Genomic DNA, 14436 nt, shown 5'->3' with positions numbered 1-14436 from the left:
TTTCCTTCGATTTGCAGACTTCAACCAGCCGATGAACCTGTACGATTGCAGGCCAAGCAGCCTTCTAATCGAGCCAGCCGTTTTTCTCCGCGATTCCGATCGCATCAATCCGGTTCTTCGCGTCAAGCTTCTGAATGGCTTCGGACAAGTAATTGCGCACGGTACCCGCGGACAGAAACAGCCGGGACGCAATCTCGCCAGCAGGCAGACCTTCCCGCGCCAGTCGCAGCACCTCCCGCTCCCGCTCGGTAAGCGGATTCTCCGCTTCCCAGAACGATAAGGCAAGCTCCGGACTAACCGCCCGCTTCCCTCCATTGACGTTGCGAAGCGCCGCGGACAGCTCATCGATCGGGGAATCCTTGAGCAGGAAGCCCTTCACTCCTGCCTTCATCGCCCGCTGGAAGTACCCGGAGCGCGAAAATGTTGTCAGAATAACAACGAGGCATGGATGTTTATCCGCACGAAGGCGTTCCGCAACATCAAGTCCGGTCAGCTTGGGCATCTCGATATCCATCACGCAAATATCCGGTTTCAAGCTGCGAATCATCTCGAGTGCCTGTTCACCGTCTTCCGCTTGTCCAACGACCTCGATATCCTCTTCCAAATCCAATAGGGCGCTGAGCGCGCCTCGCAGCATTCCCTGATCCTCGGCTACAAGCACTCTCATTATGTGGAGTCTCCCTTCTTCGATGACGAGTGTACTCTAGGCACGGTAATCGTAATAACGCTGCCGCTGCCTTTCGTGGACTTGAATTCAAACTTGCCGTCCACCAGATTAAGACGTTCCTGCATCCCTCTAAGTCCGTTATGCGCCGGTCCTTTTTCCGCTAGATCACAGCCAACCCCGTTATCCCGGATAACCAAGCGATACTGATCGGGTGTCATTGCCCAATCAATCACGCATTGCCGGGCTTCGCTATGCTTCACGACGTTGGTTACCGCTTCGCGCAGGCACATGCCCAGCATATTATCGATAAGCGGGCTTAAGGAAGCGGAAACGGGATCGCCCTGCACCTTGATGGTTATAAAAGCCGCTGCCAGTATCCGCTTCGCATTCGACAGCTCATCCTGCAGCGTTACCGTATTCATTCCCGTAACCAGCTCCCGGACCTGCTTCAGCGCAGCGCGGGAGGTAAGCTGAACATCCCGGATTTCCTGCTTCGCCCGGTCTGGATGGTGGGCAATAAGCTTCTCGGCCAATTCGCTCTTGAGCGTAATCATCGTTAGGGTATGGCCAAGCGTATCATGAAGCTCGCGGGAAATCCGCTGCCGCTCCTCCTGAATGGATAAACGCGAAATTTCATCATTGGCAAGCTCAAGCTGCGCGCGAAGCACTCTGGACCGTCGCCCGATAAACATGACAAAAGGAACCAGCAGTACCGCAAGCATAGCAGGCAATAAATTATAGAGCCCTTCCAGGCCGTTCGTTTCTTCATAGTGCCAGACCTCCATCCCGTACAACAGAAGCACGCCGGACATGGCAATTCCGATCTGACGAAGGTTTGGCAGCATGCCGACAAGCGATGCCGTAAAAAAGCCCATATACATAAAGCTTTCATCATACCGCCAACTAAAATACCCGATCACGAGCAATTGAATAATAACCGCCCAAATACGCCAGGCTTTGCTCAAATGCCCCGCGATGTAACTTGCGATAAACAAAACAATAAGCGGGAAGCCTATCCACTGCTCTTCGGGCGGCCGTTCGGCGAGTGCCATGACCGGAAATAAAATATAGATAAGCCATAACAGCATAAAGAAAATGGGCGGCCCTCCTTCGGGGGGCCGCTTCATTATTAATCGACGTAAATCATGCAAGTATTTTTGCATTACACCGCTTCCTGTTTTTTCATGATATAAGACGAAATCGCGAGGAATACCACGACATAAGCAACCAGGATTCCTACGCCGGTCCAGTTAATCGACACGCCGGCAACGGCGTCCCAAGCCCCTTGGCCAAGACGATAGGTCGGCGTCAGGTGAGCAATGGTCTTCATCGTGCTGGACATCGTGTCCGTCGGGAACCACAGACCGCCCAGAATGGAAAGTCCCATATAGCATATCATGGAAAGGACTTGAACAAAATCCGCATTTTTGATCGAGCCGATCAAGGTGCCAAGACCCATAAACGAGAAGCCGCCGATAAAGATAAACAGTCCGCAAGCGATCCAGGTGGAAGCGCTCAGGTTAACGTCTTTGAAGACTCCGCCAACTACGAACATAACGATAATGATGGCAAGGTTAATAACCGCTTGCGACAATACTTTGGACAGTACATAAGACCAGGAAGGAAGCGGCGTGATTTTGAGCAGGGACAGCCAGCCTTGGCTTCGTTCTCTCGACAGCCGCTGCGCATAGGAGGTCAAGCTCGCCCCAACAACGCCGTATACCGTCATCGACATCAGGTAATAGGCTTTCCAATCGACATTGCCAACTTGCACATTATCGCCAACGGTATTGGTAAAGATAAAGTAGAACACAACCGGCATAATAAACGAGAAAATAACGAAACGGCGGTTACGGACGGTACGCAGCAGCTCCGCTTTGCATTGCGCCAGCGTTGCCTTCATGCTTGTGGATTGATTCATTGATAATAGATCCCCCTTAGTTCGTAGAGTGGACAATCGCCTGGAATGCATCCTCAAGGCCGCCACTTTGAATTTCGATATCTTTCATCTCAAAACGTTGTTCGATCAACGTTATAATCAACCGGTCGGTATCCCGACTATGAAGCTTCACGCGTCTTCCGTTCCATTCCACGTCGATAACTCCCGGCAGCGCCTGCAGCTGGTCGTTCGTTACCGAAGCACCCGCCGTAAAGGAAATGACGCGGCCCGTTGTTTCGGCTTTGATCTGGCTTGGCGAGCCGTCCGCCACGACCTTGCCCTGATTAATAACGACGATGCGGTCTGCGAGGCTATCCGCTTCTTCCAGGTAGTGCGTCGTCAGAACAACCGTGCGGCCTTTGTCCGCCATCGAACGGATCGTATCCCAGAACATTTGGCGGGAAGTGACGTCCATGCCTACCGTTGGCTCGTCGAGGAAAATAATTTCGGGATCGCCCGCCGCAGCAAGCGCGAAGCCTAGACGGCGCTGTTGTCCGCCGGAGAGGGAGGCGGCCATTTTATCCTTTTCCTTCTCCAGGCCGGAGATCCGGAGCAGCTCCTGCAAGGAGAGCGGATTGCTGTAGTAATTGCGGAACAGCTCAATGGTCTCCGCTACCTTCAAGTTATCGATGACGCTGACATCCTGAAGCATCGCGCCTATCCGGTTGCGAACCTTGATGTCCTTCGGGCTTCCGCCCAGCAGCTTGATCGTTCCGGAGGTTGGCTGCTTCAGCCCCAGTATCATGGAGATCGTTGTTGTTTTGCCGGCGCCGTTTGGCCCAAGCAACGCGATCACCGTGCCCTTTTCCACCTTCAGCGATAATTGGTCTACCGCTTTTTTCCCTTGGTAGATCTTCGAGACCCGATCCAATTCGATTGCGTAACTCATTGTCTGCTTCACTCCCGCTATCTATGATTTGTTGTGCTGTTTATTCTCTCAAGTTGTTGTCTTCCTTGTATACATATCTTACCTTTTCGATCAGCTGACTCCCACGCATGAACGTAATCTCTTTGGGATGACAAATGTCATATCATCGGCATGATAAGTTACAATAGGACAAACAGGCATTTCTTAAAGGAGTTTACCGACATGATTGATTCCATCTTCGAAACCCATTTACAGGTGACGGATTTAGACCGTTCCATCAAGTTCTATAAGAAGCTGGGGCTAACCCTTGCGCTGCATAAGCCCGAGCGGAGGTCTGCTTTTTTCTATGTAGGAGAACGCAGAGACCTGCTTGCGTTAAAGGAGCTGCCCAAAGGACAAAAGCTGCAGCCGCGTCATTTCGCTTTTGGCGTTCAGCTTGATCAGCTGCTTACGGCTTCGGACTGGCTGGTCGAACGGGGAATCCACCCGCTTCCGGGCTTTGGCAAACAAGAGGCTCCACCGGAGCCTTTCGTCCACGCGTGGATGCCGGCTGCAAGCGTCTATTTCAACGACCATGACGGCAATGAGCTCGAGTTCATGGCTTGGCTGGACGATGAGCCGCAGAATCTTAACCATGTTCCTTACTTAAGCGAGTGGAATGAAATCAAGACGAAAAAATAAGACCTCTAGGGGTCTTATTTTTCTGTTTTATATCGCGTGAGGGTCAGTTGAATAGATCCCGCTGCACGAAATGCAGGATATGGACTGTGAGAGAGGCGTCTGGTGAATTATGCTGTACAGAATACAGTATATTAGATGGATTATGGCTGAATGGGGCGGTTTAGCTGCCCATATCCTGCACTTCGTGCAGGATATTTCTATGTATAAGGCTTAATTAGGGGAATATACTGCAATTCGTGCAATGACGTCATTCGGCCACTACCTGCTCTACCGGTTCCCGTCCCATTCCTCGTAGAACCGTTCTACGAATTGCTCCATGTAGAGGTGACGTTCTTCGGCTATCTTTCTGGCAGCATCCGTATTAACCAGGTCTTTGAGCTTCAGAAGCTTCTCGTGAAAATGATTGATCGCCGTACTCTTCCCGTTCCGGTACTCCTCCGCGGTCATCTCGCCGCGGGGCGGAATAGCCGGATCATGGATCGGCGTGCCCTTCCAGCCCGCGTATACAAAAGCTCTCGCGATCGAGATAGCTCCAATGGCGTCAAGCCGGTCGGCATCCTGCACAACCTTCCCTTCCAGGGTGCGCATCGGGGGATTTTTCCCTCCGTTGTAGGACATGTTCGAGATAATATCCATCACGTGCGCGCGATGTTCTTCTTCCGGCAGATTGGCTTCCAGCCACGCTTCAACCTTCTGCAGTCCCGCTTCCTTCGAAGGATTCAACTTCTCGTCCGCCACATCATGCAGCAGCGCCGCAATCGTGCAGACGAACGGATCCGCCCCTTCTTCGCGGGCAATCCGCTTCGCCATCTGCACGACCCGGTGAATATGCCACCAGTCGTGGCCGCTTGTATCGTTCTCCAATACGGAACTGCTGAACTTTTCCGCTTCGCGGATCATCTTCTCTTTATCGTCATGCGTGATTGTCATGGTTGTTTCACCTCAAGCGTTTAATAGATGTACGTTTTTCTTTATGTAGTTGTAACCGGATAATACGGTTAGAATGAAGGCCGCTAGCATGAATAATTGGTCAATCGGAATAAGAAGCCCTACTGGCCGGAAGTTTAACAGAACAACAGTAATCGCGATGACTTGAGACACCATTTTGATTTTGCCATATCGGTCTGCCTGCAAGGCGATTTGTTGAGCGGAAGCAACCAATCGGATGCCTGTCACAACCATTTCCCGTGCAATGATGCCAACTGCCATCCATGAGGCTATCATGTGTTGGCTTACCATCAGAATCAATGCCGCCGAGATAAGCAGCTTATCCGCCAGGGGATCAAGCAGCTTGCCCAGGTTTGTAATCTGGTTATACTTTCTGGCGATATGTCCATCCAGCTTGTCAGTCGCGGACGCCAATGCAAAGACAAGTGCCGCGTAATAAATACCGTAATGATTCAAATGCTGGAGCAAACCGGAATGCGCTATAAGCCAGTCGGGATAAATCGGGAATAACAAAATAAATAGCGGAATCAGCCCGATTCGGGCTGATTGGCCGTATTCATGCGTCTCGCGTCTCCTCCTTGCCTTTTTGGAAGGCTTGAGCTGCATTTCTATCATTGGCAACCCTGCATAGCTTAACGAACAGAACCCCGATTACGATAAAAAGTACGGTAACCCCAAACGTAAATGCGCCCGTATGACTTGTAGCCGTATACCACAGCGGCGTCGAGCCCGGATTCCATGCATCGCTGGTGAATCGGTCATATCCGCCGTCAATGAACATCATCGCCCAGATCAGATAAATCTTCGCCATGGCGTAACCGGCGATACAGCCAACAAATCCGCCTAAATAGTAGTAAGGATTAACCTTCTCCAACGCTCCGCCAAACAGACGGTCATTCATATCCTCTGCAGCTCCCTTCTTACAGGTCCGGGTTCCATTTGTCATTTTCTACCGATAATGTTAATCGAGAACCATCACTAGCCGCAAGCTAAAGCTGACAAAATAAAACTCCGCCTCTAAGGACGGAGTTCATCTTCCATAAGTTACAGCACCTTCTCATAACAGAGGCTGGATTCGCAATCCGTATACTCGCCGAAGCGGTCGATCTCGTAATAGCCTTTGCTTGCGTAAAAACGAAGGGCCTCCGGCTGCGGCACTCCCGCTTCCAGCCGCATAATCCGGCGGTTCATCGCGATTGCCCGATCCTCCAGAGCGGATAAAACGGCGCCCGCAATCCCCTGTCTCCGGCAGCTCGGGTCTACATAGAAGCGCTTCAGCTCAACGGTCGACTCGTCCAGCGGACGAATAGCGCCGCAGCCGACCGGCGTTCCATGGATATACGCGACCATAAAGATTATGTCCTTCACCTTCGGATCCGAGAAATCCACCGTAAACACTTCGTCCGGATTGGAATAGCGCTCTGCCAAATCCTCGTCCAGCTTCCGGATTAATTCATGCAAATCTTTGTTGTCATGGGCAACCTGGACAATCTCTCTATCCATTGTCAGCTCCTCTTTCCCGGCATCCCAGCCTATACGTTATATTTTCTAACATTATAGCTTGCTAGACTCGAAGGAACAACTAAAAACAGGAGTCCCGCAAGAGACCCCTGTACAAAACCATGCTTACTTTATACCGTTCAAATTAAGCGTAGGCGTCTGGTCGAAGAAGTTCCACGGCTTCAGCATCGTATACACCCATTCCGTCGGCATAATCGGCCATTCCTCGGCGCGCGCCACATGGGTGGTGCCCGTTGTCATCCAGACCACGTTGTCCGTATTGACGATTGATTCATTATCCGAGGTAAACAATCCAAGCCCCGTATCCGACTTCGCCCGGTTCGGGTATTTGCCCTCCGGATAACGCTCGTTCTCGTAATAGCGCGTAACCCAAAGCTGCTTATCCATAAAGTTAACGCGGTTGAACAGCCATTCGTCCTTGCTGAAGTTGGCTCCTTTGGCAATCGGATGCGTGCCTCCGGCATACGGGATAATCTGATAGGAGACCGGATTGCCTACCTTGTTCTCTTTATTCGTGTTTGTGATTAGGCGAATAGTCGAAGCATCGAACTTTTGAGCCGCCTCCTGCTCCGTCCCCACAATACGCGTCTCGGTCTGCATCGTGCTCTCGCGCGGGCCGCCGGCCGTATTGTCCGCCACGACGGGATTAACCTCCATCAGGGAATTTTGCTCGCCGTCCACGTCCATATCGAGACGGAAGTTATAAATATGCTGATGCGTTGTACCTACGATGTTATGGTCAATCAGCGTGCCGTATTTCGTATCGCCGGCAGCGGTCTCGTCATGCATAGTGCTGGACTCTACGCCTTTTACGGCTTCAATGCCGGTAGCGCCCGCGTTAATGCCGATCGTGCCGTTTTGCGCGAATACCCAGTCGAAAATATAATCGTAATTGCCTACCGTGCTGATCCAGCGGACAACAAGCTCACGTCTTTCCGCGCTGACATTGTCCTGTCCCATCTCCTGATGCTTATATTCCGGACCCGCGTAGCGTTCGAAGATCGCCATCGCGTTTGGAATGTTCATCGCCGCGCCCGTGTAGTCGGCGATCGTCGCATCAAGCAGCACCGCGTTGTCCGGCACATCCTTGCCGCGGGCAAGCGAGGAGGTCAAAGTCCCCATGCCATATTCGCCCGAATCGAGATAAGCCTTGAAGTACCAGCCTACATCCGGATCGCCATAAGGAACGATCATACCGCCAAGCGAGCCCTCGTACATGATTTTGCGCTTTTTGCCTTGGTCGTTATAAGTGACCGTCGACAGAATCGGACCTACGCGGGAGTCCAGGCGAAGGTGAAAGTCCCAATTCTGCCAATGAATCGTATTGCCGGTAATCGTGTAGTTCTTGCCTTCCGGCTCCGTAATTTCAAGCGGCTTCGAAGGCGTTGCGGCTGTCATATTACTGCCGTCGTACGGGGTTGCCTTCATCGGAATCGGCACGACGCCGGCATCCTCAATCTTAATCACCTTCTTCTGCTCGAGATCGACCACCGCAACCAGATTCTCGATCGGATGCGCCCAGTAGTTGCCGTCCCCCGTATTCAAATAAGCGACTACCTTAAGCAGCCTCTTGTCCTGCTGCAGCTCGTCCTTGCCGTCGAAATAACCAACCGTCAGCGGCGTGGATACGACTTGCTTCACATCGTTAATGCCGCGTTTCTTCAGTGCAGCCGCATATTTCTCGCTTTCCTCGATGGCGGTCTGCACCGTGCCGAAATCATCGAGCAGCACCATGCCATGCGCGCCTTCGACCGGCTGCCATGCGGTTACTTTTTTGGTTGCCAGATCGACCGTCCCCTCAATGACATGCTTGCCGTCCAGAATAACGACCGCAGCCGAGCGGTGAGCCGATACATCCGTGCCGTCAAGCGCAAACTTCCACACCTGCTCCTTTGGCGGAGCCTTGAGCGTAATTTCGGTAAAGCGGTAGTTATCCCCGAATTTCCCTTCCGCCTTCAAAATATTAACCGTCTCCGCAATCTCGGCGGAAGTAAGCGGGTTTAGCGGATTAGCCTTTTTCTCTACCTGGAACGTCTGGTCCAGACCAGATTGGAATACTTCGCTAATAAAATGATGGGATACGTACGCCAGGCTTTTCTTCATAATGACCGGGGCTTCCATCTCCAGGCGTTGGCCGTTCACCAAGGCGATATTCGAATTCGGTTTTACCTTGACCAGCGTGCTGTTCTTGGTAATTGTAATGGTTCCCGCGAAGCTGTCCCATTTCACCTCAGCCCCAAACTCCTCCAAGGTTGTGCGAAGCGGAACAAAATCCTCCGAGCCTCCATGTGCTTCAGCTGTTGGTGCAGATAGCGGAGCGACTACCCCGCTGCCAAGCGCAACCGTTAAAGCCGTGCCTAGTACCGCCGATTTTTTAGCAAGCGAATCCTTTAATTTCTTCATCTTTGTGTGCCTCCCCATTCTCTTGCGTCTTTCCCTGACGTTAATTTACCTGACATAATAGAGCGAGTAATTGTAAAAAACGGAACTATCTCAAAAATTGTGTTAGAAAATATAACCTAAACTCATTGACGAAAGAACAATGCCTTTGTTATTGTTGTACGCATATTAAGGTTGCGAGAGATTAAGGTTGCGGGAGGAACGAACACAGATGATGGAGGAACTCGTTAGCGGCATCCAGTACGGTTTTGAATGGGAAACGACGGGTTATATCGAACGAAAAATCCATTATGGCGGCCAGCCCGTTATCTATTATCAGTTCAAGACGGATGCGTCCGGGCGGATGATCCATGTCGTGCCGGACGGCTGTGTCGACCTCCTCTTCTGCTGCCATCCCGGAAAGCCTTCCGCCAGGGTTTGCGGCACCGTGCTGCAGGGAAAAGCGCTTTATTTCGAGTCTGATACGACCTATTTCGGGGTTCGTCTGTCCGCGAGGCTAAGCCTTCTGCTGCCTAATCTGCCGTTGAAGGAAGTCATCGAGATCCAGGTCCCATTCGAGGATTCTTTATCTAAATACAAAAATACAGGCGCTATTATTGCGGAGCTTCAAGGTTTCTCCGAGCGGATAACAGGCTTTGAAAAGCTATGTATGCCCATTCTGTCCGGCGATGTCCGTTCCATCCGGATGATTGATTACTGTCTGACCTCCATGCAGCGATCAAACGGCAGCGTTACGATCCGCGAGCTGGCAGAGGATACCGGCTACTCCGAACGTTATATCCGCACGAAATTCGAGCAGTCCCTCGGCATCTCCCCCAAGCTGTACAATCGGATTATCCGTTTCCAGCGTTCGCTCGGCAGCATCGTAAGAGGCGCATCCTCCTTGACGGATGTCGCGATGGAAGGCGGTTATTTTGACCAATCCCATTTCATGAAGGAATTTAAATCTTTCAGCCAGCACACTCCCATTCAGCTTCGGAAGCTCCCGAGACCTTCCTCATCCTTCCTCTAGTAAATTCGACACAAATCTACAATTGTTCATCCCAATTCCAGAATAATCCGATATAATATTCATAGCTTTACACTTCTCTCAAGAGAGGAGACCGTCTATGAATATGGATATTCTCACGCGCAATAACGTAAAAGTGCTAGGCCACGGTAAACAGGCTATCGTATTCGCCCACGGCTTTGGCTGTGACCAGAATATGTGGCGGCATATGGTCCCCCTTTTCGAACAGGACTACCGGATTGTTCTATTCGATTACGTCGGCTCCGGAGCATCCCAAATCAACGATTACAGCCCAGACAAATACAACAGCTTAAACGGCTATGCCGAAGATGTGCTTGATGTGATGGATACGCTTCGTTTGGAGGATGCCATATTCGTTGGCCACTCCGTCAGCGGTATGATTGGCATGCTTGCTTCGATCCGGGAAAAGAAATATTTTCGGCAGATTGTTATGCTTGGCGCTTCCCCTCGGTACGTCAACGATCTCCCAAGCTATTACGGAGGCTTTGACCGCAGCGAGATTGACGAGCTGCTGCAGATGATGCAGATGAATTTTATCGGCTGGGCAAGCTACCTCGCCCCTATCGTCATGCAGAATCAGGAGCGCCAGGAGCTGTCGACAGAGCTGGAGAAAAGCTTCTGCTCCAGAGATCCGCATATCGCCAGGCAGTTCGCGGAAGTGACCTTCTTGTCCGATTGCCGGCCGGAGCTGGCATCCGCTTCAATCCCGACGCTTATTTTGCAATGCACGGATGACAGCATCTCGCCTCCGGAGGTCGGAGAGTACATGCATACGCAGCTGAAGAACAGCACGTTAAGGCATATGAAAGCAACAGGCCATTATCCGCATCTCAGTCATCCGGAGGAGACAACGCAGTATATCAAGGATTATTTGGCTATCTCTTAAAAGAAAGGCAGTATTTGAATGGATACCCTGTTAAATGAAGCTCCCTGCGGTTATTTCGCGATTACCGACAAGGGGCTAATTCAATCGGTCAATCAGACACTGTTAACGATGCTGGGTTACGACCGCGAGGAATTGCTGGAACGGCATATCGAGTCCACGATGTCGGTGGCGAATAAAATGTTTTTCCATACGTATTTCTACCCCTACATTCAGCTTTACGGCCAGGTGGACGAGATGTATTTCTCGTTTCGGACGAAGGACGGCAAGGATCTTCCCGTTCTTCTGAACGGCATCAAGAGGAACCGGGACGGCAACGCCGTGATCGACTGCGTGGCACTTGAGATGCGGAAACGGATTGAGCATGAGAAGGATATCATGAAGACCAAGCAGCAGCTGGAGGTCTTGTATCAGCAGACGAATGAAGCGAATCACAGGCTGGAGCTGCTGCATGCCCAATACGAGAAAAAGCAGCAAGAGCTACTGGAGCTCAATGAACGGCTCGAAGCCCTGGCGTCGACAGACCCGTTAACCGGATTAAAGAACCGGCGGTATTTCCAAGAGCAGCTGCAGAAATATACGGAGCTGTCTGAGCAGACGGAAGCCGCGTTCTCGCTTTGCATCGCAGATATCGACCGATTCAAAAGCATCAACGATACGTATGGCCATCCTGTCGGCGACCTTGTTCTTACACGGCTGGCCCAGCTGCTGCAGGAGCAGTCGCCGGCTGAGGCGGTCGTCGCCCGGTTCGGCGGAGAAGAGTTTGTCATTCTGCTGCCGGGACTGGATCAGGAGCAGGCACTCGCTGCCGCGGAGCGGTACCGTGCGGCCACGGAGACGACTCCGCTTGGCGATCTGCGTATTACCATCAGCATCGGCGCAGCAACCTTTGCTGCCGCGGACACCGAGCTTTCCCTGCTCCAGCAGGCCGATCAAGCGCTCTATCTCTCGAAAAACAACGGGCGCAACCGGGTTACGCATTACCGCGATTAATGATAAAGGCAGTCCATACCGTTGGTATGGACTGCCTCTGTTCGCTTTCTCATTTACCCAGCCTCTGCATCCGCACGCTTTTGGGCGATATGCACCTAGTGTCCGCCCAAAACGGGCATCCTTAACGATGCGCGACATCGCTAAGGCTGCTAACGAGCTGCTTTTTCACGGCCTTAACGATACGCCGTATCGTTAAGCAGTGCGTGGCTGCACACTTTCGACCATATCCGCCCAATACGGGCTGCCTTAACGATGTGCGGCATCGTTAAGGCGGCTAACGAGCTGCTTTTTCATAACCTTAACGATGCGCCGCATCGTTAAGCCGCGTGCGTATGCACAGTTTCGGCTACTTCCGCCCATTGCGGGCAGTCTTAACGATGTGCGGCATCGTTAAGGCTGCTAACTAGCTGCTTTTTCACGGCCTTAACGATACGCCGTATCGTTAAGCAATGCGTGGATGCACACTTTCGGCTACTTCCGCCCAATACGGGCTGCCTTAACGATGCGCGGCATCGTTAAGGCTGCTAACAAGCTGATTTTTCACGGCCTTAACGATACGCCGTATCGTTAAGCAATGCGTGGATGCACACTTTCGACCACATCCGCCCAATACGGGCTGTCTTAACGATGCGCGGCATCGTTAAGGCAGCTAACTAGCTGCTTTTTCACGGCCTTAACGATACGCCGTATCGTTAAGCAGTGCGTGGATTCACACTTTCGACCACATCCGCCCAAAACGGCCCGCCTTAACGATGCGCGGCATCGTTAAGGCGGCTAACGAGCTGCTTTTTCACGGCCTTAACGATACGCCGTATCGTTAAGCTACCCTAGGCAGCATCAACGCTGGCCCGGCCTCTCGTTAACCCCATTATTTTTAACCAATAAACCATAACAGAACACAGCCGCGAAGAGTAAAGCAACGGAAACGAGAAGAATATAAGCTGCCCGGTACTCAACAAACTCCCTGCGAAATACAACAAGCTCCAAACACGCAATCATGCTTAGACCAACATTCTCGCGATTGTACTTCGTTAATTTATAGCGGAATATCCGATAAATAAGCAAAATAAAGATAAAGCCCAGAATAACGCTTCCTAAATAGATCATGCCAACTCCCCCTCCCCCAACACGCTCAATTACCATTTATACCCAAATAGTATCATGCCACAAAAACTTAATCTACCCGCGCAGCCATCTTCTGCTTTACATTAAGAAATTTACGAGTAAGATTGTTAAGACAGTCAAATCTTCATGCTCGAAAGGAACCGTCATTATGTCATCCACTCATACGCTTCAATCGCCGGCAGCACCGGCGGACAAAGCATCGCTTTCCAAGGGACTGCTGCTTCTGATGGCTTTTACCGCCGGTATGACCGTCGCGAATTTGTATTATAACCAGCCGCTCCTCGCGGATATCGGTCGATCCTTTGGCGTAGCTCCCGATGAAGTTGGTTTTGTGTCCACCTGCACCCAGATCGGCTACGCCTTGGGCATGTTCCTGTTTGTGCCGCTGGGCGACATCAAGGAACGCAAGGGACTTATTACCGTTCTGCTCTCATTGGTCTGTCTTTCCCTGATTGGCGTAGCCACCGCGCAAAATCTCGCCTGGATGTTTATCGCAAGCTTTGCCGTTGGCCTGACAACCGTTGTGCCGCAAATCCTCATCCCGCTTGCCGCGACACTCGCGGCTCCCGGCGAGCAAGGCAAAGCCGTCGGCACCGTAACAAGCGGCCTGCTGCTGGGCATCCTGCTTACCCGCACCGTATCCGGCTTAATCGGCGGAACCTGGGGCTGGCGCTTTATGTACGCCGTAGCAGCTGCAGCCATGCTGGCTTTGCTGCTTCTGCTCCGCATCAAGCTTCCCGTAGCCCGCGCAACCGCCGAACTGCGTTATACCGAGCTGCTGCTATCCATGGGAAGGCTCGTGAAAAAGTACTCCACACTGCGGGAGTCCGCATTGATTGGAGCTGCCAACTTCGCCGCCTTCAGTATTTTCTGGACGGCATTATCCTTCTACGTTGAAGGCGAGCCTTATCATTACAGCAGCCAGATCGCCGGCCTGTTCGGCTTAATCGGAGCGGCCGGAGCATTAGGCGCTCCCTTCGTTGGCAGACTTGCCGATCGCATCCCGACCAAGTGGATGATTGGCGCGTTAATCGCGCTTAATATCATCGCGTATCTATTCTTCGGGCTGCTCGGCGGCATGTTATGGGCGCTTATCGCAGGCGTTATTTTGCTCGATCTGGGCGTGCAAGGCACTCAGGTTGCCAATCAGACCCGTATCTACGCTCTCGAGCCACCGGCACGCAGCCGTCTGAATACGGTACAAATGGTCACCACCTTCCTTGGCGGTGCGATTGGATCGTCCGTAGGCAGCTTTGCCTGGCATGAATGGGGCTGGAGCGGCGTTTCGTTCGCCGGCGGAATGGTAGGACTTCTCAGCTTTTCCGTATGGCTGATCCACCGTTTAAAAAAGTAAAGCACAAGAAAAAACGCTGTAAAGCTG

General features: G+C 51.9%; 15 protein-coding genes. 5 read left to right on the top strand and 10 right to left on the bottom strand.

All coding sequences use genetic code 11. From position 1 onward, the window contains the following. Window positions 1–64: 64 nt before the first annotated feature. The 4 genes from PGL01S_RS21455 to PGL01S_RS21440 form a co-directional block, all read right to left on the bottom strand. Window positions 65–667, bottom strand: a complete 603-nt coding sequence (locus tag PGL01S_RS21455) for a response regulator transcription factor (protein WP_373864168.1) — start codon at window positions 665–667, stop codon at window positions 65–67. Further along, a complete protein-coding gene (locus tag PGL01S_RS21450) occupies window positions 667–1755 on the bottom strand; it encodes a sensor histidine kinase (RefSeq protein WP_244935696.1) in 1089 nt (362 codons plus the stop codon). Before PGL01S_RS21450 ends, PGL01S_RS21455 begins: the two co-directional genes overlap by 1 nt. A gap of 74 nt (window positions 1756–1829) precedes the next feature. Then, window positions 1830–2588, bottom strand: a complete 759-nt coding sequence (locus tag PGL01S_RS21445) for an ABC transporter permease (RefSeq protein ID WP_127496615.1) — start codon at window positions 2586–2588, stop codon at window positions 1830–1832. A gap of 16 nt (window positions 2589–2604) precedes the next feature. Beyond that, on the bottom strand, window positions 2605–3495 hold the full coding sequence (locus PGL01S_RS21440) for an ABC transporter ATP-binding protein (RefSeq protein WP_116394006.1): 891 nt from the start codon (window positions 3493–3495) through the stop codon (window positions 2605–2607). A 201-nt stretch (window positions 3496–3696) separates the two neighbouring features. Here PGL01S_RS21440 and PGL01S_RS21435 point away from each other — a divergent pair, with 201 nt between their 5' ends. Then, entirely contained in the window at window positions 3697–4155 is a 459-nt protein-coding gene (locus PGL01S_RS21435; RefSeq protein WP_127496614.1) for a VOC family protein, read from the top strand. A 267-nt stretch (window positions 4156–4422) separates the two neighbouring features. On the opposite strand, the gene PGL01S_RS21430 is transcribed toward PGL01S_RS21435, so the two are convergent. The 5 genes from PGL01S_RS21430 to tynA form a co-directional block, all read right to left on the bottom strand. Next, a complete protein-coding gene (locus tag PGL01S_RS21430) occupies window positions 4423–5085 on the bottom strand; it encodes an HD domain-containing protein (RefSeq protein WP_127496613.1) in 663 nt (220 codons plus the stop codon). Between the two features lie 12 nt (window positions 5086–5097). Further along, on the bottom strand, window positions 5098–5718 hold the full coding sequence (pgsA, locus tag PGL01S_RS21425) for a CDP-diacylglycerol--glycerol-3-phosphate 3-phosphatidyltransferase (protein WP_244935694.1): 621 nt from the start codon (window positions 5716–5718) through the stop codon (window positions 5098–5100). Continuing rightward, window positions 5660–6004 (bottom strand): hypothetical protein, encoded by a 345-nt coding sequence (locus PGL01S_RS21420; protein WP_127496612.1) that lies wholly within the window; start codon window positions 6002–6004, stop codon window positions 5660–5662. Before PGL01S_RS21420 ends, pgsA begins: the two co-directional genes overlap by 59 nt. Window positions 6005–6147: 143 nt before the next feature. After that, window positions 6148–6606 carry a GNAT family N-acetyltransferase gene (locus PGL01S_RS21415; RefSeq protein ID WP_127496611.1) on the bottom strand — a complete coding sequence of 153 codons (459 nt, stop codon included), beginning with the start codon at window positions 6604–6606 and terminating at the stop codon, window positions 6148–6150. A gap of 123 nt (window positions 6607–6729) precedes the next feature. Further along, window positions 6730–9027, bottom strand: coding sequence for a primary-amine oxidase (gene tynA / locus PGL01S_RS21410; protein WP_127496610.1), 2298 nt, complete (start codon window positions 9025–9027; stop codon window positions 6730–6732). Between the two features lie 208 nt (window positions 9028–9235). Between tynA and PGL01S_RS21405 the strand changes: the two genes are divergently transcribed. The 3 genes from PGL01S_RS21405 (at window position 9236) to PGL01S_RS21395 (ending at window position 11930) form a co-directional block, all read left to right on the top strand. Then, complete coding sequence (locus PGL01S_RS21405; RefSeq protein ID WP_127496609.1) at window positions 9236–10036, top strand: helix-turn-helix transcriptional regulator; 801 nt, start codon at window positions 9236–9238, stop codon at window positions 10034–10036. A 97-nt stretch (window positions 10037–10133) separates the two neighbouring features. Beyond that, window positions 10134–10940: an alpha/beta fold hydrolase gene (locus PGL01S_RS21400; protein ID WP_127496608.1), complete on the top strand. Its 807-nt coding sequence runs from the start codon at window positions 10134–10136 to the stop codon at window positions 10938–10940. Window positions 10941–10958: 18 nt separating this feature from the next. After that, window positions 10959–11930, top strand: a complete 972-nt coding sequence (locus tag PGL01S_RS21395; protein ID WP_127496607.1) for a sensor domain-containing diguanylate cyclase — start codon at window positions 10959–10961, stop codon at window positions 11928–11930. Between the two features lie 837 nt (window positions 11931–12767). Here PGL01S_RS21395 and PGL01S_RS21390 read toward each other — a convergent pair. Further along, entirely contained in the window at window positions 12768–13037 is a 270-nt protein-coding gene (locus PGL01S_RS21390) for a hypothetical protein (RefSeq protein ID WP_127496606.1), read from the bottom strand. A 166-nt stretch (window positions 13038–13203) separates the two neighbouring features. Here PGL01S_RS21390 and PGL01S_RS21385 point away from each other — a divergent pair, with 166 nt between their 5' ends. Then, entirely contained in the window at window positions 13204–14409 is a 1206-nt protein-coding gene (locus PGL01S_RS21385; RefSeq protein ID WP_127496605.1) for an MFS transporter, read from the top strand. The last annotated feature ends 27 nt before the right edge of the window (window positions 14410–14436 follow it).

Source organism: Paenibacillus glycanilyticus NBRC 16618 (assembly GCF_004000805.1).
In the GTDB taxonomy this organism is placed as follows: Bacteria; Bacillota; Bacilli; order Paenibacillales; family Paenibacillaceae; genus Pristimantibacillus; species Pristimantibacillus glycanilyticus.
This window is presented reverse-complemented; position numbering and strand designations above follow the sequence as displayed.

Excerpts from the sequence above, each read along its gene's own strand:
- PGL01S_RS21440 (WP_116394006.1), bottom strand. The coding sequence starts at position 3,495 with ATGAGTTACGCAATCGAATTGGATCGGGTCTCGAAGATCTACCAAGGG.
- pgsA (WP_244935694.1), bottom strand. The coding sequence starts at position 5,718 with ATGATAGAAATGCAGCTCAAGCCTTCCAAAAAGGCAAGGAGGAGACGC.
- PGL01S_RS21415 (WP_127496611.1), bottom strand. The coding sequence starts at position 6,606 with ATGGATAGAGAGATTGTCCAGGTTGCCCATGACAACAAAGATTTGCAT.
- PGL01S_RS21445 (WP_127496615.1), bottom strand. The coding sequence starts at position 2,588 with ATGAATCAATCCACAAGCATGAAGGCAACGCTGGCGCAATGCAAAGCG.
- PGL01S_RS21435 (WP_127496614.1), top strand. The coding sequence starts at position 3,697 with ATGATTGATTCCATCTTCGAAACCCATTTACAGGTGACGGATTTAGAC.
- PGL01S_RS21455 (WP_373864168.1), bottom strand. The coding sequence starts at position 667 with ATGAGAGTGCTTGTAGCCGAGGATCAGGGAATGCTGCGAGGCGCGCTC.
- PGL01S_RS21450 (WP_244935696.1), bottom strand. The coding sequence starts at position 1,755 with ATGCTGTTATGGCTTATCTATATTTTATTTCCGGTCATGGCACTCGCC.
- PGL01S_RS21400 (WP_127496608.1), top strand. The coding sequence starts at position 10,134 with ATGAATATGGATATTCTCACGCGCAATAACGTAAAAGTGCTAGGCCAC.
- PGL01S_RS21390 (WP_127496606.1), bottom strand. The coding sequence starts at position 13,037 with ATGATCTATTTAGGAAGCGTTATTCTGGGCTTTATCTTTATTTTGCTT.
- PGL01S_RS21420 (WP_127496612.1), bottom strand. The coding sequence starts at position 6,004 with ATGAATGACCGTCTGTTTGGCGGAGCGTTGGAGAAGGTTAATCCTTAC.
- PGL01S_RS21385 (WP_127496605.1), top strand. The coding sequence starts at position 13,204 with ATGTCATCCACTCATACGCTTCAATCGCCGGCAGCACCGGCGGACAAA.
- tynA (WP_127496610.1), bottom strand. The coding sequence starts at position 9,027 with ATGAAGAAATTAAAGGATTCGCTTGCTAAAAAATCGGCGGTACTAGGC.
- PGL01S_RS21405 (WP_127496609.1), top strand. The coding sequence starts at position 9,236 with ATGATGGAGGAACTCGTTAGCGGCATCCAGTACGGTTTTGAATGGGAA.
- PGL01S_RS21430 (WP_127496613.1), bottom strand. The coding sequence starts at position 5,085 with ATGACAATCACGCATGACGATAAAGAGAAGATGATCCGCGAAGCGGAA.
- PGL01S_RS21395 (WP_127496607.1), top strand. The coding sequence starts at position 10,959 with ATGGATACCCTGTTAAATGAAGCTCCCTGCGGTTATTTCGCGATTACC.